The following is a 25,173-nucleotide window of genomic DNA, read 5'->3' as shown; positions in this document are numbered from 1 at the left end:
AACTGCCGCAAAATGCGGCAGATTCGCAATTCAGCGAAGCGTTACAGTCGTCCCAGATCGTTGACCAGAGCTAACAACATCACCCCGACCACCAAACTGATACCGATCTGTATCCCCCAACCCTGCACCCGATCCGACAAGGGGCGACCACGCACCCACTCGACCAGATAAAACAACAGATGCCCCCCATCCAGTACTGGAATGGGCAGCAAATTCAGAACTCCAAGGCTAATACTCAGATAAGCCAGGAAATTCAGGAAATCCGCGACACCCGACTGGGCAGAAGCGCCCGCCACTTTAGCAATGGTTATCGGCCCACTCAAGTTTTTTACCGAGAGCTCGCCGAACAACATCTTCTTGAGCGATTCGAGGGTCAGCACACTCATGGTCCAAGTGCGCTTTGCACCCTCGCCAATCGCGGCCAACGGCCCGAAGCTGACCTCCCGCACCATCGAGGGCGGCCACTCGACACCTTTCACCCCAGCACCCAGGTAACCCCCGGCCGCCTTGGCTTCCCCGCGAACCGACAAGGTTACAGGGACGTCGATTTGAGCACCATCGCGCTCAACTTTCAGCACAATTTTGGTATCAGGCCGTACACGCACCAGGTCGACCACCTGTTGCCAGTCGCCCAGTGCCTGGCCATCAAGCGCCAGCAAGCGATCGCCGGTTTTCAGACCTGCGGCCTGGGCCGGGCCTTTCGAATCGAGCTCGGCAAGCACCGGCGGCAACGCTGGACGCCATGGGCGAATCCCCAGGGACTTGATCGGATCAGGCTCATCCGCACCCTTGAGCCAGTGGTCGAGCGCCAATTCACGCGGCGTTTCGGTGGTGGAGTCCTGATCGCGCACCACCACATTGATGGTGCCGCTTTCACCCATGCGGCGCACCAATTGCAAATTGACAGCACCCCAGCCAGTGGTCGGTTCGCCATCAATGGAAACAATTTCCTGCCCAGCGACCAGGCCAGCCTTGGCCGCCATGCTGCCCGCCTCGACCGCCCCAATCACCGGGCGGACCTGTTGGCTGCCCAACATGGCCAAGACCCAGAAGAACACCATCGCCAACAGGAAGTTGGCGATCGGGCCGGCGGCAACAATAGCGATGCGCTGACGAACGGTCTTGCGATTGAAGGACTGGTCCACTTGATCTGCCGGCACTTCACCTTCGCGCTCGTCGAGCATCTTGACGTAGCCGCCAAGCGGAATCGCGGCAATCACGAACTCGGTGCCACGACGGTCGTACCAACGCAGCAACGGCATGCCGAAACCGACGGAAAAGCGCAATACCTTGACGCCGCAACGACGCGCCACCCAAAAGTGGCCGAATTCGTGGAAGGTAACCAGCACACCCAGAGCAACCAGGGTGCCGACAATCATGTAGAGCGCACTCATCTAATTTCTCCGCATTCCAATCCAGTACCTGAAGGCTAAAACCTGCCCCACAGACTAACGCACGTTGCGGTTCAACCATGCTCCGGCCAGGGTACGGGCCTTTGCATCGGCCTCGAACACTGCCCCCAAATCATTCACAGCCACGACAGGCTCAAGACTCAATACGTCTTCGATGATACTCGCGATCTGCGGAAAACGGATGCGCTGCTCGAGAAACGCTGCCACAGCCACTTCGTTGGCCGCATTGAGCATGGCCGGTGCGCTGTTACCCGCCTCGGCCGCTTGCCGGGCCAGACGCAGGCACGGGAAGCGTTGCTCATCCGGCGCCTCGAAGTCCAGGCGAGCAATGGCGAACAAATCCAACGGTGCAACGCCGGAGTCAATCCGCTCCGGCCAAGCCAACGCGTTGGCAATCGGCGTACGCATGTCAGGATTACCCAACTGCGCCAACACCGAACCGTCGACGTAGTCGACCAGGGAATGAATCACACTTTGCGGATGAATCACCACCTCGACCTGATCAGGCCGCGCATCGAACAACCAGCACGCCTCGATCAACTCCAGGCCCTTGTTCATCATGCTCGCCGAATCCACGGAGATTTTGCGCCCCATGGACCAGTTCGGGTGCGCGCAGGCCTGGTCAGGCGAGACATGTTCAAGATCAGCCAGCGGAGTTTGACGGAACGGACCACCAGAAGCCGTAAGGAGAATCCGTCGAACGCCAACCTGGCTCAAGCCGCGGGCGAAATCACCGGGCATGCACTGAAAGATCGCGTTGTGCTCACTGTCGAGCGGCAGCAACACCGCGCCGCTCTTGCGTACCGCCTGCATAAAGAGTGTGCCGGACATGACCAGCGCCTCTTTATTGGCCAGCAAAATCTTTTTGCCAGCATCTACCGCCGCCAGTGTCGGACGCAAACCCGCCGCCCCGACAATGGCTGCCACGACGGTATCCACCTCGGCATCGGACGACACCTGGCACAAGCCCTCCTCGCCCACCAAGACTTGCGTGGCAAGGCCAGCGGCCCGCAGATCATCCTGCAAGCCGCGAGCAGCCGTTGCTTCAGGCACTACCGCGAAACGTGGCGCGTGGCGCACACACAGGGCCAGCAACTCGCTCAACCGCGTAAAGCCGGTCAGGGCAAACACTTGATAGCGGTCAGGGTGGCGCGCGATCACATCCAGCGTACTCAGCCCGACCGACCCGGTCGCGCCCAGCACGGTCACCTGCTGCAGGCGGCTCACGAAGCCGTCATCCACAACAGCACGGCAAAAATCGGAATCGCAGCGGTGAGGCTGTCGATTCGGTCCAGCACGCCGCCATGGCCTGGCAGCAGGTTGCTGCTGTCCTTGATCCCGGCCTGCCGCTTGAACATGCTTTCAGTAAGGTCACCGACCACCGAAATAAACACCACGATTGCCGTCCCCAACAACGCCAGCAGGATTTCGCTCAGCGACCAGTCGCGCACAACACCGACCACCAGCGTGATCAGCAACGTCAGCGCCAGGCCGCCATAAACGCCCTCCCAGCTCTTGCCCGGGCTGACGGCAGGTGCCAGCTTGCGCTTGCCGAAGGCACGGCCGGAGAAATAGGCACCAATATCGGCACCCCACACCAACACCATCACGGCCATGATCAACCAGTTACCCATCGGCGAATTCTTGATTTCCACCAAGCCTTGCCAGGCCGGCAGCAGGATCAACAAGCCAATAACCAGTTTACTGGCAACACTGGACCACTGAGCACTGGTGCGCGGATACGTGAGCACCAGGAAGGTCGCGAGCGCCCACCACAGCACCGCAGCCCCTAAAACCCAAGGCACGACGGTACTCGACAAGGTATGCATCAGGAACAGCAGCAGCGCCACAACCGCGGCGTATACCACACGCGGCAATTGGCCGTTGAAGCCTGCCAGGCGCGCCCACTCCCAGGCACCCAAGGTCACCACCAGGCCGATAAACAGCGCAAAGCTGGATCCGTCGAGCAGGAAAAAACCGCACAGGGCAATCGGCAGCAGGATCAGTGCCGTGATGATTCGTTGTTTAAGCATTAAACCCGGGCTCCAGCTTCGATCTGCTCGCTCGTTTTACCGAAGCGACGCTGACGGGAAGCGAAATCGGCCAGCGCATTACGCATGGCATCGTGTTTGAAGTCCGGCCAGAACAGGTCGGAGAAGTACAGCTCGGTGTAGGCCAGCTGCCACAGCAGGAAATTGCTGATGCGGTGCTCGCCGCCGGTACGGATGCACAAATCTGGCAACGGCAGGTCGCCGGTTACCAGGCAGGTTTGCAACAGTTCGGGCGTAATGTCGTCGGGCCGCAAATGCCCGGCCTGGACTTCGCGAGCAAGGCGCTGTGCAGCCTGGGCGATATCCCACTGACCACCGTAGTTGGCTGCAATTTGCAACACAAAGCGGTCGCTGCCTGCGGTGATGGCCTCGGCTTCGCGCATGGCCGCTTGCAGTTCCGGGTGGAACCGCGAGCGATCACCAATGATACGCAGGCTGATGTTGTTGTCGTTGAGACGCTTGGCCTCACGACGCAAGGCTTTGAAGAACAGGTCCATCAAGGCGCTGACTTCTTCGGCCGGCCGTTGCCAGTTCTCACTGGAGAACGCAAACAGAGTCAACACTTCGACCTTGGCCTCAGCGCACACCTCAATCACGGCGCGCACTGCATCGACACCCGCTTTATGCCCGGCAACACCCGGCATAAAGCGTTTTTTCGCCCAGCGATTATTCCCATCCATGATGATCGCGACATGGCGCGGCACCGCGGAGGGCACAGTCTGCTTGGTCTTTTCCATGAAGGCGTCCTGACCCCTTATACGGCCATCAGGTCCTTTTCTTTTTCCTCGAAGGCTTTGCTGATTTTGCCTTCGAAATCCTTGATCAGCTTATCGATATCAGCAGCAGCACGACGCTCTTCGTCTTCACTGATTTCTTTATCCTTGACCAGCTTCTTCAGCTCACCCATGGCATCACGGCGAATATTGCGCATGGCAACCCGTGCATCCTCAGCCGCAGCGCTCGCCTGCTTGGTGAAGCCCTTACGGGTTTCTTCAGTCAGAGCCGGCATGGAGATCAGCAGCAACTCGCCCAGGTTGGTCGGGTTGAGGTTCAAGCCAGCGCTCTGGATAGCTTTGTCGACAGCGCCGAGCATGTTGCGCTCAAAGGCCACGACCTGCAGGGTACGCGAGTCTTTAACGGTGATATTCGCGACTTGCGTGATGGAGGTATCAGCACCGTAGTACGGCACCATCACGCTACCCAAGATGCTTGGGTGAGCCTTACCGGTACGAATCTGGCCAAATGCATGGGCCAGAGACTCCAGGGATTTCTGCATACGCTCTTGAGCGTCTTTCTTGATTTCGTTGATCATTGTTGGCCTTCCTCGATCAGAGTCCCTTCCGCACCGCCGTGTACGATATTCAGCAGGGCACCGGGCTTGTTCATGTTAAATACGCGCAGCGGCATCTTGTGGTCGCGGCACAGGCAAATAGCCGTCAGGTCCATCACGCCCAGCTTGCGATCCAGTACTTCATCGTAGGTCAGATGATCGAACTTCTCGGCATGCGGGTCTTTGAATGGGTCTGCGGTGTATACACCGTCCACCTTGGTGGCTTTGAGCACTACGTCAGCATCGATTTCGATGGCGCGCAGGCAAGCAGCCGAATCCGTGGTGAAAAATGGGTTGCCGGTACCGGCAGCGAAGATCACCACTTCTTTGGCGTTGAGGTGGCGCATGGCTTTGCGGCGATCATAGTGATCGGTCACGCCGACCATGGAAATAGCCGACATCACGATTGCCGAGATATTGGCACGCTCCAAAGCGTCACGCATGGCCAGGGCGTTCATCACAGTGGCCAGCATCCCCATGTGGTCGCCGGTCACCCGATCCATACCCGCAGCACTCAGTGCCGCGCCGCGGAACAGGTTACCACCGCCGATCACCAGGCCGACCTGGACACCGATACCAACCAGTTGGCCGACTTCCAGTGCCATGCGGTCGAGTACCTTGGGATCGATCCCGAACTCTTCCGAGCCCATCAGGGCCTCGCCGCTAAGCTTGAGTAGAATGCGTTTATAGCGAGCCTGATAACCACTGCCCTGCTGAGCCATTGCGAATCTCTCCTGCGGCGTATTTTTTAAAAATTCTTTGCGAGCCGTTTACGGCTTGCGTTCACTCTAGCTGGACGCTATCACAGCGCCATCGGAACACGGCTTTGTAAGCCAGTTCCGAAAGGAAACCAAATAAAATTGGCCTTCCCATTTGAAAAGAGGCTGCGCGCGTGAGCGGGCAGCCTCTTTCGGGCGACAGTTGAAAACTGTCTTATTGCTTGGCGGCAGCCAGCTGGGCAGCAACTTCTTCAGCGAAGTTGTCGACCGGCTTCTCGATGCCTTCGCCTACTTTGTAGTAAGTGAAGGAAACGATTTCAGCACCGGCTTTCTTGGCCAGTTCGCCAACCTTGATTTCAGGGTTCTTCACGAACGCCTGCTCAACCAGGCTCGCTTCAGCCAGGAACTTGCTGATACGGCCTTTGATCATGTTTTCAACGATGTTTTCCGGCTTGCCGGCGATCTTGTCAGCGTTGAGGCTCAGGAACACGGCTTTTTCGCGTTCGATTGCGTCAGCGGAGACTTCCGATGGCAGCAGGAATTCAGGGTTGCTGGCCGCTACGTGCATAGCGATGTCTTTAGCCAGTTCAACGTCGCCGCCTTTCAGGGCAACCACAACGCCGATTTTGTTGCCGTGCAGGTAGCCACCAACCACATCACCTTCGATGCGAGCCAGGCGACGGATGTTGACGTTTTCGCCAACCTTGCCGACCAGTACCAGACGGTCAGCTTCTTGAGCTTCGATCAACGGCTCAACGGTGGTCAGCTTGTCGTCGAATGCTTTTTTGACGCTGGCAGCAACGAACGCCTTGAAGTCGTCCTGCAGAGCCAGGAAGTCGGTCTGCGAGTTCACTTCCAGCAGAACTGCGGCTTTACCGTCTTCAACCAGAGCGATAGCGCCTTCAGCAGCAACGTTGCCTGCTTTCTTGGCAGCCTTGATGGCGCCGGAAGCACGCATGTCATCAATGGCTTTTTCGATGTCGCCGCCGGCCTTGGTCAAGGCCTTTTTGCAATCCATCATGCCTTCGCCGGTACGCTCACGCAGTTCTTTAACCAACGCTGCAGTAATCTCTGCCATTTCAAAATCCTCTTGGATAGGTTTTCAACCATTCCACCCGATCAAACGGGCGATCAATTCTTCCCGAATCTCCGTTGTAGGCCGCTGCACGTTACAGAGCAATGATGCGCTGCCACAAGTGGGCGCCAACAAATGGTTTTCGAGGTGGCAAAAAGGGGGCCAAGCCCCCTTTTTGCTTACTGAGTCAACGCCAGGGCGTCAATTACTCAGCTGCGGCTACCGGAGCTTCTTCAACGAACTGCTCGGTACCACCAGCAACGTGGTTGCGGCCACGGATTACAGCGTCAGCCATCGAACCCATGTACAGCTGGATAGCGCGGATTGCGTCATCGTTGCCTGGGATGATGTAGTCAACGCCTTCCGGGCTGCTGTTGGTATCGACTACGCCGATAACCGGGATGCCCAGCTTGTTGGCTTCGGTGATCGCGATGCGCTCGTGATCAACGTCGATAACGAACAGTGCGTCAGGCAGACCGCCCATGTCCTTGATACCACCCAGGGAACGATCGAGCTTTTCCAGGTCGCGAGTGCGCATCAGCGCCTCTTTCTTGGTCAGCTTGGCGAAAGTACCGTCTTCGGCTTGCACTTCAAGGTCACGCAGACGCTTGATGGAAGCACGGATGGTTTTGAAGTTGGTCAGCATGCCGCCCAACCAGCGGTGATCGACGTACGGCGAACCGCAACGTGCTGCTTCTTCAGCAACGATCTTGCCAGCGGAACGCTTGGTGCCGACGAACAGAATCTTGTTTTTGCCCTGGGCCAGACGCTCTACGAAAGTCAGCGCTTCGTTGAACATTGGCAGGGTTTTTTCAAGGTTGATGATGTGGATCTTGTTACGCGCGCCGAAAATGTACTTACCCATTTTCGGGTTCCAGTAACGGGTCTGGTGACCGAAGTGCACACCGGCCTTCAGCATATCGCGCATGTTGACTTGGGACATGATAGTTCCTTAATAAGTCGGGTTTGGCCTCCACGTATCCCAATGACCAACCAGCGGCATTCGCCTCCGGCACCCAGGTCATCGTGTCGACACGTGTGTGGATTTAAGCTCTACGGGGCATCCCCGGAAAGCGGCGCATTTTATACCACATGAAGGACGAAAACGAAACCCGCAATCACATTTGCCGTCTTCGGCTTTTGCGCAAGCCTTTGAATAGAGCCAATATGCCCCCACCTTATAGAGAGAAGCGATCGTCAGACGCTCATGATTTGCCGCCCGCGTCTGTTAGAATCACGTTTTTTGGGGCTTGTGCGAATTCTGTAACCTTTTGTCGCACGCCCGTAAACCGTATTGATTTCAGCGCGTCGCGCTAGAGAGAACCTGTATGACCGTTACCTTGAAAACCGCCGAAGACATCGCAGGCATGCGCGTTGCTGGCAAACTGGCTGCCGACGTGCTGGAAATGATTGCCGAACACGTCAAGCCGGGCGTCACCACCGAGGCCCTGGACCGTATCTGCCACGACTATATAGTCGACGTGCAAAAAGCCATTCCTGCCCCGCTCAACTACAAGGGCTTCCCCAAGTCGATCTGCACGTCGATCAACCACGTGGTCTGCCATGGTATTCCGGGCGATAAACCGTTGAAGGACGGCGACACCCTGAACATCGACGTCACCGTGATCAAAGATGGCTATCACGGCGACACCAGCCGCATGTTCCACGTTGGTACCGTGCCAGTCTGGGCCGAACGCCTGTCCCAGGTCACCCAGGAATGCATGTACAAGGCTATCGAGATCGTAAAACCCGGCTGCCGCCTGGGCGATATCGGTGAAGTGATCCAGAAGCACGCTGAAAAGAACGGTTTCTCGGTGGTCCGCGAATTCTGTGGCCATGGCATCGGCAAAGTGTTTCACGAAGAGCCGCAGATCCTGCACTACGGCCGCGCCGGCACCGGCATGGAACTGAAAGCGGGCATGACCTTCACCATCGAGCCGATGATCAACCAAGGCAAGGCTGACACCAAGGTGCTGGGCGACGGTTGGACCGCCATCACCAAGGACCGCAAGCTGTCGGCCCAGTGGGAACACACCCTGCTGGTCACCGACACCGGCTATGAGATCTTCACGTTGCGCGCAGACGACACGATCCCACGCGTTTCGGCTTAAAAATGTTGCCTCGGTTTTCCCCTGCAACCCTGTGACTGACTGAATAGATAGAAAGGAAAGCCGATCGATGCCCCAGGTGGATCCCGAACTCTTCGACCGCGGCCAGTTCCAGGCCGAACTGGCACTGAAGGCAAGCCCCATTGCCGCCTTCAAGAAGGCTATCCGCCAGGCCCGCGAGGTGCTCGACGAGCGCTTTCGCAGCGGCCGGGACATTCGTCGGCTGATCGAGGACCGCGCCTGGTTCGTCGACAACATCCTGCAAAAAGCCTGGGAACAGTTCAGCTGGAGTGAAGACGCCGATATCGCCCTGGTGGCGGTCGGCGGTTATGGCCGCGGCGAACTGCACCCCTACTCCGACATCGACCTGCTGATCCTGCTGGACAGCGCCGATCATGAGATCTTTCGCGATTCCATCGAGCGTTTTCTGACGTTGCTGTGGGATATCGGCCTGGAAGTCGGCCAAAGCGTGCGCTCGGTGGACGAATGCGCCGAAGAGGCTCGCGCCGACCTGACGGTTATCACCAACCTGATGGAAAGCCGCACCGTCGCAGGCCCAGAGCGCCTGCGCCAGCGCATGCTGGAAGTCACCAGTACCGCGCACATGTGGCCGAGCAAGGACTTCTTCCTGGCCAAGCGTGCCGAACAGAAAGCCCGGCACCACAAATACAATGACACCGAATACAACCTGGAGCCCAACGTCAAAGGCTCGCCGGGCGGGCTGCGGGATATCCAGACGATCCTGTGGGTTGCCCGTCGCCAATACGGCACCCTGAACCTGCGCGCACTCGCCGGTGAGGGTTTCCTGGTAGAAAGCGAAAACGCACTGCTGGCGTCGTCCCAGGAGTTCCTGTGGAAGGTGCGCTACGCCCTGCACATGCTCGCCGGGCGTTCCGAAGACCGCTTGCTGTTCGACCATCAGCGCTCCATCGCCACCCTGCTGGGGTTTGAAGGCGAAGATGCAAAAACCAGCATCGAGAGCTTCATGCAGCAGTATTACCGGGTGGTCATGAGCATTGCCCAGCTCAGCGACCTGATTATCCAGCACTTCGAAGAGGTGATCCTGGCCCCCGAAGACGAAGCACCGCCGCAGCCGATCAACTCACGCTTCCAGTTGCACGACGGCTACATCGAGGCGCGCAACGACAACGTGTTCCGTCGCACGCCGTTCGCCATGCTGGAAATCTTCGTGCTGATGGCCCAGCAGCCGGAAATCAAAGGCGTCCGTGCCGATACCATCCGCCTGCTGCGGGAAAACCGGCACCTGATCGACGACGACTTTCGCAACGACATTCGCAACACCAGCCTGTTTATCGAGCTGTTCAAATGCAAGATCGGCATCCACCGCAACCTGCGGCGGATGAACCGTTACGGCATCCTCGGGCGTTACCTGCCGGAGTTCGGCTTTATCGTCGGGCAGATGCAGCACGACCTGTTCCACATCTACACCGTGGACGCTCACACCCTGAACCTGATCAAACACCTGCGTAAGTTGCAGTACACCCAGGTGTCGGAGAAATTCCCGCTGGCCAGTAAGCTTATGGCCAAGCTGCCCAAGCCCGAGCTGATTTACCTGGCAGGCCTGTACCACGACATCGGCAAAGGCCGTCATGGCGACCACTCGGAGATCGGCGCGGTCGATGCCGAGGCGTTCTGCCAGCGTCATCAACTGCCACTGTGGGACAGCCGCCTGATCGTATGGCTGGTGCAGAACCACTTGGTGATGTCGACGACCGCCCAACGCAAGGACTTGTCCGACCCGCAGGTGATCCACGATTTCGCCGGGATCGTCGGTGATGAAACCCGTCTCGACTATCTCTATGTGCTGACCGTCTCCGACATCAACGCCACCAACCCGACGCTGTGGAACTCCTGGCGCGCCAGCCTGCTGCGCCAGCTCTACACCGAGACCAAACGCGCGCTGCGCCGTGGCCTGGAAAACCCGGTGGACCGCGAAGAGCAGATCCGCCGCACGCAAAGCGCGGCCTTGGATATCCTCGTGCGCGGCGGCAACGATCCGGACGATGTCGAGCAGTTGTGGTCGCAACTGGGTGACGATTACTTCCTGCGTCATACCGCAGGCGACGTGGCCTGGCACAGTGATGCGATCCTGCAGCAGCCGGCCGATGGCGGGCCGCTGGTGCTGATCAAGGAAACCACCCAACGCGAATTCGAGGGCGGCACGCAGATCTTCATCTACGCGCCCGACCAGCACGACTTCTTCGCCGTGACGGTGGCCGCCATGGACCAGCTCAACTTGAACATCCACGACGCGCGGGTCATCACCTCAAGCAGCCAGTTCACCCTCGACACCTATATCGTGCTTGATACCGACGGCGACTCGATCGGCGACAACCCGGCACGGGTGAAAAAGATCCGCGAAGGCCTCACCGAAGCCCTGCGCAACCCGGACGACTACCCGACCATCATCCAGCGCCGAGTGCCGCGCCAGCTCAAGCACTTCGCCTTTGCGCCCCAGGTGACCATTTCCAACGACGCCCAGCGCCCTGTGACGGTGTTGGAACTCAGCGCACCGGATCGCCCAGGCTTGCTGGCGCGAATCGGCGGGATATTCCTGGAGTTCGACCTGTCGCTGCAAAACGCCAAGATTGCGACCCTCGGCGAGCGCGTGGAAGACGTGTTCTTCATTACCGATGCCGATAATCAGCCATTGTCCGACCCGGAGCTGTGCCTGCGTTTACAGGCAGCGATCGTGCAGCAATTGAGCGTGACCCAGGAACCCGGCGTCGAGCTGTCCAGACTGACGATATGAACACTCAATTTGACTGTATGGGCAGGCTTGGGTGACAGCGGGCCTGCGCGCGAATGCAGTGCTGCAGTCGACATCTACAGTGGCTGACATCGCGCTTTCGCGAGCAAGCGCGCTCCCACACTTGAATTGCTTTGCCTAACAGACCGCATGCTTCCAACCGAATTTGACGAGATTTGCGATGAACAACGCCCTGAACCAGCTGCAGCCCTACCCGTTCGAGAAACTGCGCGCACTGCTCGGCAGCGTCACACCGAACCCGAGCAAGCGTCCGATCGCACTGTCCATCGGCGAGCCTAAGCACACATCCCCGGCATTCGTGGCCCAAGCGCTGAGCAGCAACCTCGACCAGATGGCGGTGTACCCGACCACCCTGGGCATCCCGGCGCTGCGCGAGGCTATCGGCGCCTGGTGTGAACGCCGCTTCAACGTGCCCAACGGCTGGCTGGACCCGGCGCGCAATATCCTGCCGGTCAACGGCACCCGCGAGGCGCTGTTTGCCTTCACTCAAACCGTGGTTAATCGCGGTGAAGATGCGCTGGTGGTGAGCCCGAATCCGTTCTACCAGATCTACGAAGGCGCGGCGTTCCTGGCCGGGGCCAAGCCGCACTACCTGCCGTGCCTTGACGCCAACGGTTTCAATCCGGATTTCGACGCGGTGTCACCGGACATCTGGAAACGTTGCCAGATCCTGTTCCTGTGCTCCCCCGGCAACCCGACCGGCGCACTGATCCCGGTAGAAACCCTGAAAAAACTCATCGCCCTGGCCGACGAATACGACTTCGTGATCGCCGCCGACGAGTGCTACAGCGAACTGTACTTCGACGAACAAACCCCGCCGCCGGGCCTGCTGAGCGCCTGCGTCGAACTGGGCCGCCAGGACTTCAAGCGCTGCGTGGTGTTCCACAGCCTGTCCAAGCGCTCCAACCTGCCGGGCCTGCGCTCCGGTTTTGTCGCCGGCGACGCCGATATCCTCAAGGCGTTCCTGCTGTACCGCACCTATCACGGCTGCGCGATGCCGGTGCAAACCCAGCTGGCAAGCATTGCCGCCTGGCAGGACGAAGCCCACGTGCAGGCCAACCGTGACCTCTACCGGGAAAAGTTCGACGCCGTGCTGGCGATTCTCAAGCCGGTCATGGATGTGCAAAACCCGGACGGCGGTTTCTACCTGTGGCCGAATATCGAAGGTGATGACGCCGCGTTCTGCCGGGACTTGTTCGTTGAAGAACACGTGACCGTCGTGCCGGGCTCGTACCTGTCGCGTGAAGTTGATGGTTTCAACCCAGGCGCAGGGCGCGTGCGCATGGCGCTGGTTGCACCACTGGCCGAATGCGTGGAAGCCGCCGAGCGGATTCGCGACTTTATCCAGCGCCGCGGTTGATCGAGGTGCCGCCTCCGCACCGCGGGGGCGGCCGTTACCGACTCATCCGGAAGCCCAAATTCCGGAACAGAAATCCGTAAAAACCCCACCCAAGCTGATCTCACTTCAACGCTTCGGTGAACCCCCATGACGTTTCCAATCCCGGCCCATTACGCGCCTGCCTATGCTGTGCACGACGCGCCAGCCGACGCCGTCGAACCCCCACACCCCGCCCTCATCAGAAATAAACGCGGCGTAGCGGATCCCGCCAAAACATGGCCTCAACATTCAGTTTTGAACATTGCTTTGTTGAACATGACGCAAGAACAAAAGAAGTGGGTAAAGCACAACATTAATCATGTGGGCGCCCCACACACCAATCTCTATTTCAAATTTGTTGATACCGCCAACGGCGACATCAGAATCATCGCGAACAATCACGCCAGTAGCGCATGGTCAAAGGTGGGCACCGATGCCAAAAAAGTAGCGCAGCCTACTCCCACAATGAGCATTGGCTTTAAGGGCTCGCCGGCCAACATCGCGGCCACGATCCAGCATGAGTTCGGGCATGCCCTGGGTTTGAAGCATGAACACCAGCACCCTGATCAACCATTGGCATTCAATGAACAACAGATTTATGAGGATTATGAGGCGCGGGGAAAATCCCCATGGCAAGCCGATCACAACATCCTTCAGAAACTTACGCACGATAAAGTAAGCGTCTCGCCCTACGATCAGAACTCCATCATGCACTACCGATTTCCCGCCTCATGGCTCAGCAACGGCAAACCTGTCCGAGGGCGATAAGCGCTTCATGCAGTCACTCTACCCAGCGGATAATTCACTCTTCGGAAAACTGCTGAACACCTCGATCCGGGCGATGATCAACACCTGAGTTATTTAATACTGCCCAAGTTCGCTTCACTCATGTCCAGGTCCGCCAATACTTCTCGAAGTACATCATCACCAATCTGATGATGGCGACTCAGGCTGTACAACTCCAAGCGCTGCGCGCGCAGGGCCTTGAGCCGCAACTTGCGCTCCAACTGGTCCATCTGCTGCGCCAGCGCCTGGGCTTCGGCGGAGTCGTTGAACACCTCCAATTGATGGCGATATTCCGACATCAGCCGCGCCTTGAGCTCAGCGGCCAACGCCGCCTGGGCAGCGTCCTGGGTTTCGGTCTCTGCCGGCTCTTCAGCTTCAAGGGCATGGATTGCCGCCACGGCGGTCTTTTTCCACGCCTCACGCACCTCGTTATGGCGCTTTTCGTCGGGGCTCTGTTCGATGCCGCGCAACAGCAACGGCAGGGCGATACAGGCGGCGATCAATGACAGCAGAATCACGCCGGCCGCGATGAAAATCAGCAGGTCACGCTCAGGAAAATCCTGCCCCGGCGCCAGCAGCAAAGGCACCGACATCACACCCGCCAGGGTCACCGCCCCACGCACCCCACCGACGGTCAGCAGCCAGCAGGAACGGGCGGTCGGCACCAGGGTCAGTTCGCTTTTCCCACGTAATCGACGCAGCAGGCCTGACAGTCGCCAGATGCTCTGCACCCAGATAAAGCGCAGCACCACCAGCACCAGGAAGATCGCCACCACCTCCATGCAGCGATACAACAAGGCGGGCCACAGCGTCGGCTCATGACTGACCACGGCCTTGATGATGTCGGGCAGTTGCAGGCCCAACAACAGGAAGATCAGCCCGTTGAACGCAAACTCGAGCAGCGACCAGACACTGCGGTTGAGCAAACGTGTACTGGTCTGGCGTGGCAACAGGTCGAGCCAGCTTTGCATCATGCCCGCCGCCACCGCCGAGAGAATGCCCGAGGCGCCCAGGCGTTCAGCCAATACATAGGCGGCAAACGGCAGCAGCAACATGAACACCACGTGAGTGGCCGGGTCGTCCCAGCCCCGCGCGATCATCCATGTGCGCAGCCGGCCGACCAGCCAGCTCAGTGCCACGCCCACCGCCAGGCCACCCACGGCAACCAGCACGAAGGTCAGGCTGGCATCCGCCAGGGAGAACACGCCGGTCAATGCCGCCGCCAGGGCGAACTTGAAGGTCACCAGACCCGAGGCATCGTTCATCAACGCTTCGCCCTGGAGCATGTGCATCAGCGGCTTGGGCAAACGATTTTGAGCAATGGCTGACACCGCCACAGCATCCGTCGGTGATAGAACCGCGGCGAGGGCGAAGGCCACCGGCAACGGGATCGCCGGCAAAATCCAATGAATGAAGTAGCCAGCGCCGACCACGGTGAACAGCACCAAGCCCACCGCCAACGTCAGAATCGGACCGCGTAATCGCCACAACTCGCGCTTGGGCATGCGCCAGCCATCGGAGAACAACAAGGGCGGCAAAAACAGAAACAGGAACAGTTCGGGGTCCAGCGCCACATGCAGCCCCAAGGTCGGCCAGGCCAACAAGGCACCCGCAGCGATCTGCACCAAGGGTAAAGGTAGAGGAATCACACGCCCGACAAGACGCGAAACGCTGACCAGCATCAACAGGATAAGAACGGTATAGGCGGTTTGCATAACGCGGGTTTCCCGGACAATCGACTTGCAACGACACACATCAGGCAACAACTGGCCGTTGAAGTGCCATATTACCCGGCTATGTTACTTGCCTATGCTGCGTGCTGGCTTTTGCACAAACGTCGCACGATGCTGACCAGCGGCACCCAAATGCGCCAGGCATGGCATAATCCGAGACCTTTCGTTTTCCATTGGCCCAAAGGGGGGCAATTCCTTGACCGCTTCAAGCAAAACGTTGCACCTTTTCGGCATCAAAGCCTGCGACACCATGAAAAAGGCCCGCACCTGGCTCGATGAGCACGCTGTGAGCTATGCGTTCCACGACTACAAAACGGCCGGTATCGACCGCGAACACTTGACCCAATGGTGCAACGAGCACGGTTGGCAGGTGGTTTTGAACCGTGCGGGCACCACCTTTCGCAAACTCGAAGACGAACGCAAAGCCGATCTCGATCAGTCGAAAGCCATTGAATTGATGCTCGCACAACCCTCGATGATCAAGCGCCCGGTGCTTGATCTCGGTGACAGAACCCTGATTGGCTTCAAGCCAGATAGTTATTCGGCGGCCCTCAAGTAGGCCAGCCTTCCATTTTTGTAGAGGTAACAGCATGTCCAATTCCCTGTTCAGCCTGGGCTTCGGCGTCGGCACTCAGAACCGCCAAGGTGCTTGGCTGGAAGTGTTTTACGCACAACCGCTGCTCAACCCGTCGGCCGAAATCGTCGCGGCCATCGCGCCGATCCTCGGGTACACCGAAGGTAACCAGGCCATTACGTTCACCGTCTCCCAGGCCCTGCAACTGGCTGACGCACTCAAAGGCGTCGACGCTGCCCAAGCCGCCCTGCTGAGCCGCCTGGCTGAAAGCCACACGCCGCTGGTCGCGACCCTGTTGGCCGAAGACGCTGCACTGACCTCCACGCCTGAGGCCTACCTCAAGCTGCACCTGCTGTCCCATCGCCTGGTCAAGCCGCACGGCCTGAGCCTCGCCGGTGTGTTCCCGCAACTGCCGAACGTGGCCTGGACCAGCCAGGGCGCCATCGACATCAATGAGCTGGCCGAACGTCAGTTGGAAGCCCGCCTGCGTGGCGAGCTGCTGGAAGTGTTCTCGGTGGACAAGTTCCCGAAAATGACCGACTACGTGGTACCGGCCGGCGTGCGTATCGCTGACGCTGCGCGTATCCGCCTGGGCGCCTACGTGGGCGAAGGCACCACCGTGATGCACGAAGGTTTCGTCAACTTCAACGCTGGCACCGAAGGCCCGGGCATGATCGAAGGCCGGGTATCGGCTGGCGTCTTCGTCGGCAAGGGTTCGGACCTGGGCGGCGGCTGCTCGACCATGGGCACCCTGTCGGGTGGCGGCAACATTGTGATCAAGGTCGGCGAAGGCTGCCTGATCGGCGCCAACGCCGGCACCGGCATCCCGTTAGGCGACCGCAACACCGTGGAATCGGGCCTGTACATCACCGCCGGAACCAAAGTCGCACTGCTGGACGAGCAGAACCAACTGGTCAAAGTGGTCAAGGCGCGTGAGCTGGCCGGTCAACCTGACCTGCTGTTCCGCCGTAATTCCGAGACCGGTGCCGTGGAGTGCAAAACCCACAAATCGGCCATCGAACTGAACGAAGCGCTGCACGCTCACAACTAAGCAGCCACTCGATGCCACTAGCGGGCCGCGCCTTCGGGTTGCGGCTCGCTTATACGAGTCTTGAACACCATGCTTGTGCCCTCTCCCTGGCGCGCCGATTTTCCGGCCATCGCCACCCTGCAACGGCAAGACCAGACCTACCTGGACAACGCCGCGACCACGCAAAAACCCCAAGCCCTGCTGGATGCCATCAGCCATTACTACGCTAACGGCGCCGCCAATGTGCACCGTGCCCAGCATTTGCCCGGCGCCCATGCGACCCAGGCGTTTGAAGACAGTCGCAGCAAGGTCGCGCAGTGGTTGAACGCAGGTGACAGCGGGCAAATCATCTTTACCCACGGCGCAACCTCTGCGCTGAACCTCCTGGCTTATGGCCTGGAGCATTTATTCAATGCGGGCGATGAGATTGTCATCAGCGCCCTGGAACACCACGCCAACCTGCTGCCCTGGCAGCAATTGGCCAAACGTCGCGCGCTCACGCTGGTGGTATTGCCGCTGGGTGATGACGGCGTGATTGACCTTGACGCCGCCACCACCTTGGTCGGCCCGCGCACCCGCCTGCTGGCGGTGAGCCAGTTGTCCAACGTGCTGGGCGCCTGGCAACCGCTGGAGGCCTTGCTGGCACTCGCCAAGAACCAAGGCGCACTGACCGTGGTCGATGGCGCTCAAGGCATCGTCCATGGTCGGCACGATGTGCAGGCCCTGGGGTGCGACTTTTATGTATTTTCCAGCCACAAACTCTACGGCCCGGACGGCGTCGGCGTGCTGTATGGGCGCAACGAGGCCCTGCACCACCTGCGTCACTGGCAGTTTGGCGGCGAGATGGTGCAACAGGCGGACTACCAAAGCGCCAGCTTTCGCCCTGCCCCGCTGGGCTTTGAAGCCGGCACGCCGCCGATTGCCGGCGTGATCGGCCTGGGCGCTACGCTGGATTACCTGAGTTCGCTGGATCAGCCGGCAGTGGTCGCCCATGAAGCCGCGCTGCACGACTACCTGCTGCGCGGGTTGCAGGCACGCAATGGCATCCGCGTCTTGGGCTCGCCGCAGGTCGCTTTGGCCAGTTTTGTGGTGGACGGCGTGCATAACGCCGACCTTGCGCACCTGCTCACCGAGCAAGGCATTGCCGTGCGGGCCGGGCACCATTGTGCGATGCCGCTGCTCAAGGCCATGCAGTTGTCGGGGGCGATCCGCGTGTCCCTGGCGCTGTACAACGATTCCGATGACCTGGAGCGTTTCTTTGAAGCGCTGGACCAGGCGCTGGATATGTTGCGATGAGCTTGCCGGTGGAGGCCGTCAGCGCGCTGGAGTCGTTTCAAGCCGTGGGCAGCTGGGAGCAACGCGCCCGGATGCTGATGCAATGGGGCGAGCGGTTGCCGGCTTTGGCGGATGCGGACAAGGTCGACGCCAACCTGGTGCAGGGCTGTGAAAGCCTGGTGTGGTTGGTCGGCCGCTTGCAGGCCGGTCACTGGCAGTTTGCCGCGAGCAGCGAGGCGCGGATGATTCGTGGCTTGGTGGCATTGCTGCTGGCACGGGTCAACGGGCTGTCTGCGGCCGAGTTGCAGGCCGTCGACCTGCCTGACTGGTTTGCACAGTTGGGGCTGTCGCGACAGTTGTCGCCGTCACGCAGTAATGGCCTCAATGCAGTCCTGCAGCGCATGCGGGAATTGAGCCGTACATAAGACTAAATGTGGGAGCGGGCTTGCTCGCGAATGCGCTGGTTCAGTCAATGATGTATCGACTGACACTCTGCCTTCGCGAGCAAGCCCGCTCGCACATTTCGATCTATGTTCGGCTGTAAGATTTAAGTGGGTTTGACCCGCTCAGACGGCCTGCGCACCCCGGCGACAATCTTGTCCACGGCCTTGGTCGCCGCCACCATGCCGAAGGTGGCCGTCACCATCATCACCGCGCCAAACCCACCGGCGCAGTCCAGCTTCACGCCGTCACCGACAAAACTTTTCTGCAAACAGATGCTGCCGTCCGGCTTGGGATAGCGCAGCTGCTCGGTAGAGAACACACACGGCACGCTGTAATGGCGGGTCACGGTGCGCGAGAAACCGTAGTCGCGGCGCAGCGTGGAGCGCACTTTCGACGCCAACGGGTCGTTGAAGGTGCGGTTCAGGTCACACACCTGGATCAGCGTCGGGTCGATCTGCCCGCCCGCGCCGCCGGTGGTGATGATCTGGATCTTGCGGCGCTTGCACCAGGCAATCAGCGCCGCCTTGGCGTTGACGGCGTCGATGCAGTCGATCACGCAATCGATATTCGGGGTGATGTATTCGGCCATGGTATCGCGCGTGACGAAGTCCGCCACCGCATGCACCGTGCAGTCCGGGTTGATGCCGCGCAGGCGCTCGGCCATGACTTCGACCTTGGGCTTGCCCACGGTGCTGTCCAGGGCGTGCAACTGGCGGTTGCTGTTGCTGACACAGACATCGTCCAGGTCAAACAGCGAAATCTCGCCTACCCCGCAACGGGCGATGGCTTCCGCCGCCCAAGACCCTACGCCGCCGACGCCGACGATCGCCACATGGGCCGCTTTCAAGCGTTCCAGGCCTTCAATGCCATACAAGCGGGCGACGCCTGCAAACCGCGGATCTTCTGTGCTCATGACCAATACCCCAAAAACCGGCGCGCATTATGGACTACGCAGCGACAAGTTCGAAGCGACAAGCTACAAGTAAAGAACTTAGCGGGTGTTTCGCTGACTAACGTCCGGCTTTTCTCTGTCTGCTATACGCTCAGGGACGGGCCGGTGTAGGATGCGCGCCGTTCGGCGTAGGCCGACACCTCTTTTCGTTCCACACCCTTTGGAACCCGAAATCGCCATGTCATCGCGTAAATTTGGACTCAACCTGGTGGTGGTGCTGGCAATTGCCGCGCTGTTTACCGGTTTCTGGGCGCTGATCAACCGCCCGGTCACTGCCCCCAACTGGCCCGAACAGATCTCCGGGTTTTCCTACTCGCCGTTCCAGCAAGGCCAGTTCCCGCAGAAAGACCAGTACCCCAGCGACGAAGAAATGCGTCGCGACCTCGAGATCATGAGCAAGCTGACGGACAACATCCGTACCTACTCGGTCGACGGCACCCTGGGCGATATCCCCAAGCTGGCCGAAGAGTTCGGCCTGCGCGTGACCCTGGGTATCTGGATCAGCCCGGACCTTGAACGTAACGAACGTGAGATCCAGCGCGCCATCGAACTGGCCAACAGTTCGCGCAGCGTCGTGCGGGTAGTGGTCGGTAACGAAGCGTTGTTCCGGGAAGAAATCACCCCACAAGCGCTGATCGTGTTGCTGGACCGCGTGCGTGCCGCGGTAAAAGTGCCGGTGACCACGTCCGAGCAATGGCACATCTGGGAAAAGAACCCGCAACTGGCCAAGCACGTCGACCTGATTGCCGCGCACATCCTGCCGTTCTGGGAATTCATTCCGGTGGACAAGGCCGGCCAGTACGTACTCGACCGTGCCAAGGACCTGAAAAAACTGTTCCCGAAAAAGCCACTGCTGCTGTCGGAGGTTGGCTGGCCGAGCAACGGCCGCATGCGCGGGGGCAATGAAACATCCCCGGCAGACCAGGCGGTTTACCTGCGCACACTGGTGAACAAGCTCAACCGCCAAGGCTACAACTACTTCGTGATCGAGGCCTTCGACCAGCCGTGGAAAGTCAGTGACGAAGGTTCAGCCGGCGCTTACTGGGGTGTGTACAACGCCGCGCGTCAGCAGAAATTCAACTTTGAAGGCCCGGTGGTCGCGATCCCGCAATGGCGCGTGCTGGCCATCGGCTCGGTGGTGCTTGCACTGCTCTCGCTGACCTTGCTGATGATCGACGGCTCGGCCCTGCGCCAGCGTGGCCGGACCTTCCTGACCTTCATCGCGTTCCTGTGCGGGTCGGTGCTGGTGTGGATTGGCTACGACTACAGCCAGCAATACAGCACCTGGTTCAGTGTGACCGTCGGGATCTTGCTGGCCCTCGGCGCGCTGGGCGTGTTTATCGTGTTGCTGACCGAGGCCCACGAATTGGCGGAAGCGGTATGGACTCACAAACGCCGGCGTGAATTCCTGCCGGTCGAAGGTGATTCGGACTACCGCCCGAAAGTGTCGATCCATGTGCCGTGCTACAACGAGCCGCCGGAGATGGTCAAACAGACCCTCGACGCGCTGGCCGCCCTCGATTACCCGGACTACGAAGTCCTGATCATCGACAACAACACCAAGGACCCAGCGGTTTGGGAACCGGTGCGCGACTACTGCGAAACCCTCGGCCCGCGCTTCAAGTTCTTCCACGTCTCGCCCTTGGCCGGTTTCAAGGGCGGCGCGCTTAACTACCTGATCCCGCACACCGCCAAGGATGCCGAAGTGATCGCGGTGATCGACTCGGACTACTGCGTGTCGCCGAACTGGCTCAAGCACATGGTGCCGCACTTCGCCGACCCGAAAATCGCCGTGGTGCAGTCGCCGCAGGATTATCGCGACCAGAACGAAAGCACCTTCAAGAAGCTCTGCTACGCGGAATACAAAGGCTTCTTCCATATCGGCATGGTCACCCGTAACGACCGCGACGCGATCATCCAGCACGGCACCATGACCATGACCCGTCGCTCGGTACTCGAAGAACTGGGCTGGGCCGACTGGTGCATCTGTGAAGACGCCGAGCTGGGCCTGCGCGTGTTCGAGAAAGGTCTGTCGGCGGCGTATTACCACGACAGCTACGGCAAAGGCCTGATGCCGGACACCTTTATCGACTTCAAGAAACAGCGTTTCCGCTGGGCCTACGGGGCGATTCAGATCATCAAGCGTCACACCGCCAGCCTCTTGCGCGGTAAAGGCACCGAGTTGACCCGTGGCCAGCGCTACCACTTCCTCGCGGGCTGGTTGCCGTGGGTGGCGGACGGTATGAATATCTTCTTCACCGTCGGCGCGCTGCTGTGGTCGGCGGCGATGATTATCGTGCCGACCCGTGTCGATCCGCCGCTGCTGATTTTCGCGATTCCGCCGTTGGCGCTGTTCGTGTTCAAGGTGGGCAAGATCATCTTCCTGTACCGCCGTGCAGTCGGCGTGAACCTCAAGGATGCGTTCTGCGCGGCCCTGGCCGGGTTGGCGTTGTCTCACACCATCGCCAAGGCGGTGCTGTATGGCTTCTTCACCACCAGCATCCCGTTCTTTCGTACACCGAAAAACGCGGATAACCACGGCTTCTGGGTAGCCATTTCCGAAGCGCGCGAAGAAATGTTCATCATGCTGCTGTTGTGGGGCGCGGCGCTGGGGATCTACCTGGTGCAGGGCCTGCCGAGCAATGACATTCGCTTCTGGGTCGTGATGCTGCTGGTGCAATCGCTGCCGTACGTGGCGGCGTTGATCATGGCGTTCCTCTCGTCGCTGCCAAAACCGGCACCGAAGGGTGAGCCGGCAACGGCAGAGTAAAAACGTGCGCAATGCACTAAACGGCGGCCTCTGGCCGCCGTTTTGCTATAAGATAACGGCCGTTTTGTGAGACTTGGCCTAGCCCTGCTTTCTGTGCGAGCTGGCTTGCCTGCGATGCAGACGCCGCGGCCTGGCAGGTACACCGCGGCGATGCTATCGCGGGCCAGCCAGCTCCCACATTGAACCTGCGCCATTTCAAGATCTGTATCCACATTCGTCCTGCGCGCCCCTTACACGCTTCCCGGAGTTTCCCCATGACGGCCCATGCCGACCTTTCGCCGACCCTTCAACTCGCTATCGACCTGATCCGTCGCCCGTCGGTCACACCGATTGACGCCGACTGCCAGAAGCTGATGATGCAGCGCCTGGGCGACGCCGGTTTCAAGCTTGAGCCAATGCGCATCGAAGACGTGGACAACTTCTGGGCCACCCACGGCAAACACGAAGGCCCGGTGCTGTGCTTTGCCGGCCACACCGACGTGGTCCCGACCGGCCCGGTGCAGGCCTGGCAGAACGACCCGTTCGACGCGCTGATCGATGAAAACGGCATGCTGTGCGGCCGTGGCGCGGCAGACATGAAAGGCAGCCTGGCGGCAATGCTGGTGGCGTCCGAGCGGTTCGTCACCGACTACCCGGACCACAAGGGCTCGGTCGCTTTCCTGATCACCAGCGATGAAGAAGGCCCGGCGCACCATGGCACCAAGGCGGTGATCGAGCGTCTGGCGGCACGCAAGGAGCGCCTCGACTGGTGCATCGTCGGCGAACCGTCGAGCACCTCTCTGGTCGGCGATGTGGTCAAGAACGGCCGTCGCGGCTCTCTCGGCGCGACCCTGACCGTGCGCGGTGTACAAGGCCACGTGGCGTATCCGCACCTGGCGAAGAACCCCATCCACCTGGCCGCACCGGCCCTGGCGGAACTGGCCGCCGAGCATTGGGACAACGGCAACACCTTCTTCCCGCCGACCAGCTTCCAGATTTCCAACCTCAATTCCGGCACCGGCGCCACCAACGTGATCCCCGGTGAACTGACGGCAGTGTTCAACTTCCGCTTTTCGACTGAATCCACGGTGGAAGGCCTGCAACAACGCGTTGCGGCGATCCTCGACAAACATGGCCTGGACTGGCACGTGGAATGGGCCTTGTCCGGCCTGCCGTTCCTCACCGAACCGGGCGCGTTGCTGGATGCGGTATCGGCCAGCATCAAGGCAATTACCGGCCGCGAGACCCAGGCGTCCACCAGCGGCGGTACGTCCGACGGGCGCTTCATCGCCACGCTGGGCACCCAGGTGGTAGAGCTGGGCCCGGTCAACGCGACGATCCACCAGGTTAACGAACGCATCCTGGCCAGTGACCTCGACGTGCTGACCGAAATCTACTACCACACCCTGATCAAGTTGCTCGCCTGATGCTCGCCTGCCCCATTTGCAGCGCACCGCTCAATGCGGTGGACAATGGCGTGGCGTGCCCGGTCGGGCACCGTTTTGACCGTGCGCGCCAGGGTTACCTGAACCTGTTGCCGGTGCAGCACAAGAACAGCCGCGACCCGGGCGATAACCTGGCCATGGTCGAGGCGCGCCGCGACTTCCTCAACGCCGGGCATTACGCACCAGTGGCCAAGCGCCTGGCCGAACTGGCCGCCGAGCGCGCGCCACAGCGTTGGGTAGACATCGGCTGTGGCGAGGGTTACTACACCGCGCAAATCGCCGAAGCCTTGCCCGAGGCTGACGGCTACGCGCTGGACATTTCCAAGGAAGCGGTCAAGCGCGCGTGCAAACGCAACCCGGCGCTGACCTGGTTGATCGCCAGTATGGCCCGCGTGCCGTTGGCCGATGCCAGCTGCCAGTTTCTCGCCAGCGTGTTCAGCCCATTGGACTGGCAAGAGGCCAAACGCCTGCTCAGCCCCGGCGGCGGCTTGATGAAGGTCGGCCCGACCGCGGGCCACCTGATGGAGCTGCGCGAGCGCCTGTACGACGAAGTGCGTGAATACACTGACGACAAGCATTTGGCCCTGGTGCCGGACGGCATGAGCCTCGCCCACAGCGAAACCCTGGCGTTCACCCTGAGCCTGGCCGAACCCCAGGACCGCGCCAACCTGCTGGCGATGACGCCCCATGGCTGGCGCGCGAGTGCCGAGCGCCGCGCCGAGGTGATTGAGGCGGCCGAGCCGCTGCAGGTCACAGTGTCGATGCGCTACGATTATTTCGTGCTTCAATAACCAACTTTTAAGCATCCGCGAATGGATTTTCGAATCCCGCAACGAGGAACATCCATGCGCCAACCTGATATCGAGATTTACCTGAAGGACGCCGACGTCGACCACAAGGCGATTGCCGCCTGGCTGGGCGCTGCCCTGGGCCCGTGCACCGACTGGGTCCAGAAAGGCCAGACCTACAAGTGCAAGGCCGGCAGCGTGCCGGTCACCTGGCTGCCAAAAGCCGTCGGCAAATGGAACAGCCTGTACCTGGAAAGCGACCAGACCCCATGGGACGACGACATCGCCTGCGCCCGCGCGGCGTTTGCTGCGCTGAACGTCGAAGTGCGTTGCGCGCCGGGTACCTGGGTTGAGGAAGAAGGCGAGGAAAGCGCTGACACCTGGATTCGCATCAGCGTGGACGGTGAAGAGCAGATCACCTGGAAGACGGCCTGAAGCTGATTTGTGAACCCCATTAAATGTGGGAGCGGGCTTGCTCGCGAAAGCGGTGGATCAGTCGCCTTTACAGTGACTGACACACCGCTTTCGCGAGC

The 25,173-nt window shown here is 60.1% G+C and carries 22 protein-coding genes; 12 read left to right on the top strand and 10 right to left on the bottom strand.

From position 1 onward, the window contains the following. Positions 1–41 precede the first annotated feature (41 nt). The 8 genes from rseP to rpsB all read right to left on the bottom strand — a co-directional run bounded on the left by rseP (position 42) and on the right by rpsB (position 7,530). A complete protein-coding gene (gene rseP, locus CPH89_RS17390; RefSeq protein WP_053254741.1) occupies positions 42–1,394 on the bottom strand; it encodes a sigma E protease regulator RseP in 1,353 nt (450 codons plus the stop codon). A 54-nt stretch (positions 1,395–1,448) separates the two neighbouring features. Continuing rightward, positions 1,449–2,639 (bottom strand): 1-deoxy-D-xylulose-5-phosphate reductoisomerase, encoded by a 1,191-nt coding sequence (ispC, locus tag CPH89_RS17385; protein WP_053254740.1) that lies wholly within the window; start codon positions 2,637–2,639, stop codon positions 1,449–1,451. Further along, on the bottom strand, positions 2,636–3,445 hold the full coding sequence (locus CPH89_RS17380; RefSeq protein WP_053254739.1) for a phosphatidate cytidylyltransferase: 810 nt from the start codon (positions 3,443–3,445) through the stop codon (positions 2,636–2,638). Before CPH89_RS17380 ends, ispC begins: the two co-directional genes overlap by 4 nt. Then, positions 3,445–4,200 carry a polyprenyl diphosphate synthase gene (uppS, locus tag CPH89_RS17375; protein ID WP_053254738.1) on the bottom strand — a complete coding sequence of 252 codons (756 nt, stop codon included), beginning with the start codon at positions 4,198–4,200 and terminating at the stop codon, positions 3,445–3,447. Before uppS ends, CPH89_RS17380 begins: the two co-directional genes overlap by 1 nt. A 17-nt stretch (positions 4,201–4,217) precedes the next feature. After that, positions 4,218–4,775: a ribosome recycling factor gene (gene frr / locus CPH89_RS17370; protein ID WP_053254737.1), complete on the bottom strand. Its 558-nt coding sequence runs from the start codon at positions 4,773–4,775 to the stop codon at positions 4,218–4,220. Beyond that, positions 4,772–5,515: a UMP kinase gene (pyrH, locus tag CPH89_RS17365; RefSeq protein WP_003172271.1), complete on the bottom strand. Its 744-nt coding sequence runs from the start codon at positions 5,513–5,515 to the stop codon at positions 4,772–4,774. Before pyrH ends, frr begins: the two co-directional genes overlap by 4 nt. A 211-nt stretch (positions 5,516–5,726) precedes the next feature. After that, positions 5,727–6,590 (bottom strand): translation elongation factor Ts, encoded by an 864-nt coding sequence (tsf, locus tag CPH89_RS17360; protein ID WP_053254736.1) that lies wholly within the window; start codon positions 6,588–6,590, stop codon positions 5,727–5,729. A gap of 202 nt (positions 6,591–6,792) precedes the next feature. Further along, positions 6,793–7,530: a 30S ribosomal protein S2 gene (gene rpsB, locus CPH89_RS17355; RefSeq protein ID WP_003219330.1), complete on the bottom strand. Its 738-nt coding sequence runs from the start codon at positions 7,528–7,530 to the stop codon at positions 6,793–6,795. Between the two features lie 385 nt (positions 7,531–7,915). On the opposite strand from rpsB, the gene map reads away from it, so the two are divergent. The 4 genes from map (at position 7,916) to CPH89_RS17335 (ending at position 13,632) form a co-directional block, all read left to right on the top strand. After that, a complete protein-coding gene (map, locus tag CPH89_RS17350; RefSeq protein ID WP_053254735.1) occupies positions 7,916–8,698 on the top strand; it encodes a type I methionyl aminopeptidase in 783 nt (260 codons plus the stop codon). Between the two features lie 67 nt (positions 8,699–8,765). Continuing rightward, complete coding sequence (locus CPH89_RS17345) at positions 8,766–11,468, top strand: [protein-PII] uridylyltransferase (protein WP_053254734.1); 2,703 nt, start codon at positions 8,766–8,768, stop codon at positions 11,466–11,468. A gap of 178 nt (positions 11,469–11,646) precedes the next feature. Next, on the top strand, positions 11,647–12,846 hold the full coding sequence (dapC, locus tag CPH89_RS17340) for a succinyldiaminopimelate transaminase (protein WP_053254733.1): 1,200 nt from the start codon (positions 11,647–11,649) through the stop codon (positions 12,844–12,846). A gap of 126 nt (positions 12,847–12,972) precedes the next feature. Continuing rightward, positions 12,973–13,632, top strand: coding sequence for a M12 family metallopeptidase (locus CPH89_RS17335; RefSeq protein WP_053254732.1), 660 nt, complete (start codon positions 12,973–12,975; stop codon positions 13,630–13,632). An 89-nt stretch (positions 13,633–13,721) separates the two neighbouring features. On the opposite strand, the gene CPH89_RS17330 is transcribed toward CPH89_RS17335, so the two are convergent. Continuing rightward, positions 13,722–15,365 (bottom strand): Na+/H+ antiporter, encoded by a 1,644-nt coding sequence (locus tag CPH89_RS17330; protein ID WP_053254731.1) that lies wholly within the window; start codon positions 15,363–15,365, stop codon positions 13,722–13,724. Between the two features lie 268 nt (positions 15,366–15,633). Here CPH89_RS17330 and CPH89_RS17325 point away from each other — a divergent pair, with 268 nt between their 5' ends. The 4 genes from CPH89_RS17325 (at position 15,634) to CPH89_RS17310 (ending at position 18,687) form a co-directional block, all read left to right on the top strand. Continuing rightward, positions 15,634–15,942, top strand: a complete 309-nt coding sequence (locus CPH89_RS17325) for an arsenate reductase (RefSeq protein WP_232005376.1) — start codon at positions 15,634–15,636, stop codon at positions 15,940–15,942. 31 nt (positions 15,943–15,973) lie between these two features. Then, positions 15,974–17,008, top strand: coding sequence for a 2,3,4,5-tetrahydropyridine-2,6-dicarboxylate N-succinyltransferase (dapD, locus tag CPH89_RS17320; RefSeq protein WP_053254729.1), 1,035 nt, complete (start codon positions 15,974–15,976; stop codon positions 17,006–17,008). A 69-nt stretch (positions 17,009–17,077) separates the two neighbouring features. Continuing rightward, complete coding sequence (locus tag CPH89_RS17315) at positions 17,078–18,283, top strand: aminotransferase class V-fold PLP-dependent enzyme (RefSeq protein ID WP_053254728.1); 1,206 nt, start codon at positions 17,078–17,080, stop codon at positions 18,281–18,283. Next, positions 18,280–18,687 carry a SufE family protein gene (locus CPH89_RS17310; RefSeq protein ID WP_053254727.1) on the top strand — a complete coding sequence of 136 codons (408 nt, stop codon included), beginning with the start codon at positions 18,280–18,282 and terminating at the stop codon, positions 18,685–18,687. The genes CPH89_RS17315 and CPH89_RS17310 overlap by 4 nt, the downstream gene beginning before the upstream one ends. Positions 18,688–18,809: 122 nt before the next feature. Here the strand turns inward: CPH89_RS17310 and tcdA are convergent, their stop codons facing one another. Next, positions 18,810–19,619, bottom strand: coding sequence for a tRNA cyclic N6-threonylcarbamoyladenosine(37) synthase TcdA (gene tcdA / locus CPH89_RS17305; protein WP_053254726.1), 810 nt, complete (start codon positions 19,617–19,619; stop codon positions 18,810–18,812). 217 nt (positions 19,620–19,836) lie between these two features. Here tcdA and CPH89_RS17300 point away from each other — a divergent pair, with 217 nt between their 5' ends. From CPH89_RS17300 to CPH89_RS17285, 4 genes are all read left to right on the top strand, one after another. Next, positions 19,837–22,428: a glycosyltransferase gene (locus tag CPH89_RS17300; protein ID WP_053254725.1), complete on the top strand. Its 2,592-nt coding sequence runs from the start codon at positions 19,837–19,839 to the stop codon at positions 22,426–22,428. A gap of 254 nt (positions 22,429–22,682) precedes the next feature. Then, positions 22,683–23,834, top strand: a complete 1,152-nt coding sequence (dapE, locus tag CPH89_RS17295; RefSeq protein WP_053254724.1) for a succinyl-diaminopimelate desuccinylase — start codon at positions 22,683–22,685, stop codon at positions 23,832–23,834. Then, entirely contained in the window at positions 23,834–24,643 is an 810-nt protein-coding gene (locus CPH89_RS17290; RefSeq protein ID WP_053254723.1) for a putative RNA methyltransferase, read from the top strand. Before dapE ends, CPH89_RS17290 begins: the two co-directional genes overlap by 1 nt. 54 nt (positions 24,644–24,697) lie before the next feature. Continuing rightward, positions 24,698–25,075 (top strand): hypothetical protein, encoded by a 378-nt coding sequence (locus CPH89_RS17285; protein ID WP_014717220.1) that lies wholly within the window; start codon positions 24,698–24,700, stop codon positions 25,073–25,075. Positions 25,076–25,173: the final 98 nt, after the last annotated feature.

This window comes from Pseudomonas fluorescens, from assembly GCF_900215245.1.
Taxonomy (GTDB): Bacteria; Pseudomonadota; Gammaproteobacteria; order Pseudomonadales; family Pseudomonadaceae; genus Aquipseudomonas; species Aquipseudomonas fluorescens.
Note: the sequence above shows the minus strand (reverse complement) of the source record. Positions and strands in the feature narration are given on the sequence as shown.

Excerpts from the sequence above, each read along its gene's own strand:
- dapD (WP_053254729.1), top strand. The coding sequence starts at position 15,974 with ATGTCCAATTCCCTGTTCAGCCTGGGCTTCGGCGTCGGCACTCAGAAC.
- CPH89_RS17300 (WP_053254725.1), top strand. The coding sequence starts at position 19,837 with ATGTCATCGCGTAAATTTGGACTCAACCTGGTGGTGGTGCTGGCAATT.
- CPH89_RS17315 (WP_053254728.1), top strand. The coding sequence starts at position 17,078 with ATGCTTGTGCCCTCTCCCTGGCGCGCCGATTTTCCGGCCATCGCCACC.
- tsf (WP_053254736.1), bottom strand. The coding sequence starts at position 6,590 with ATGGCAGAGATTACTGCAGCGTTGGTTAAAGAACTGCGTGAGCGTACC.
- tcdA (WP_053254726.1), bottom strand. The coding sequence starts at position 19,619 with ATGAGCACAGAAGATCCGCGGTTTGCAGGCGTCGCCCGCTTGTATGGC.
- dapE (WP_053254724.1), top strand. The coding sequence starts at position 22,683 with ATGACGGCCCATGCCGACCTTTCGCCGACCCTTCAACTCGCTATCGAC.
- rpsB (WP_003219330.1), bottom strand. The coding sequence starts at position 7,530 with ATGTCCCAAGTCAACATGCGCGATATGCTGAAGGCCGGTGTGCACTTC.
- dapC (WP_053254733.1), top strand. The coding sequence starts at position 11,647 with ATGAACAACGCCCTGAACCAGCTGCAGCCCTACCCGTTCGAGAAACTG.
- CPH89_RS17335 (WP_053254732.1), top strand. The coding sequence starts at position 12,973 with ATGACGTTTCCAATCCCGGCCCATTACGCGCCTGCCTATGCTGTGCAC.
- CPH89_RS17310 (WP_053254727.1), top strand. The coding sequence starts at position 18,280 with ATGAGCTTGCCGGTGGAGGCCGTCAGCGCGCTGGAGTCGTTTCAAGCC.
- CPH89_RS17330 (WP_053254731.1), bottom strand. The coding sequence starts at position 15,365 with ATGCAAACCGCCTATACCGTTCTTATCCTGTTGATGCTGGTCAGCGTT.
- CPH89_RS17345 (WP_053254734.1), top strand. The coding sequence starts at position 8,766 with ATGCCCCAGGTGGATCCCGAACTCTTCGACCGCGGCCAGTTCCAGGCC.
- CPH89_RS17380 (WP_053254739.1), bottom strand. The coding sequence starts at position 3,445 with ATGCTTAAACAACGAATCATCACGGCACTGATCCTGCTGCCGATTGCC.
- CPH89_RS17325 (WP_232005376.1), top strand. The coding sequence starts at position 15,634 with ATGAAAAAGGCCCGCACCTGGCTCGATGAGCACGCTGTGAGCTATGCG.
- frr (WP_053254737.1), bottom strand. The coding sequence starts at position 4,775 with ATGATCAACGAAATCAAGAAAGACGCTCAAGAGCGTATGCAGAAATCC.
- uppS (WP_053254738.1), bottom strand. The coding sequence starts at position 4,200 with ATGGAAAAGACCAAGCAGACTGTGCCCTCCGCGGTGCCGCGCCATGTC.
- pyrH (WP_003172271.1), bottom strand. The coding sequence starts at position 5,515 with ATGGCTCAGCAGGGCAGTGGTTATCAGGCTCGCTATAAACGCATTCTA.
- CPH89_RS17290 (WP_053254723.1), top strand. The coding sequence starts at position 23,834 with ATGCTCGCCTGCCCCATTTGCAGCGCACCGCTCAATGCGGTGGACAAT.
- rseP (WP_053254741.1), bottom strand. The coding sequence starts at position 1,394 with ATGAGTGCGCTCTACATGATTGTCGGCACCCTGGTTGCTCTGGGTGTG.
- CPH89_RS17285 (WP_014717220.1), top strand. The coding sequence starts at position 24,698 with ATGCGCCAACCTGATATCGAGATTTACCTGAAGGACGCCGACGTCGAC.
- map (WP_053254735.1), top strand. The coding sequence starts at position 7,916 with ATGACCGTTACCTTGAAAACCGCCGAAGACATCGCAGGCATGCGCGTT.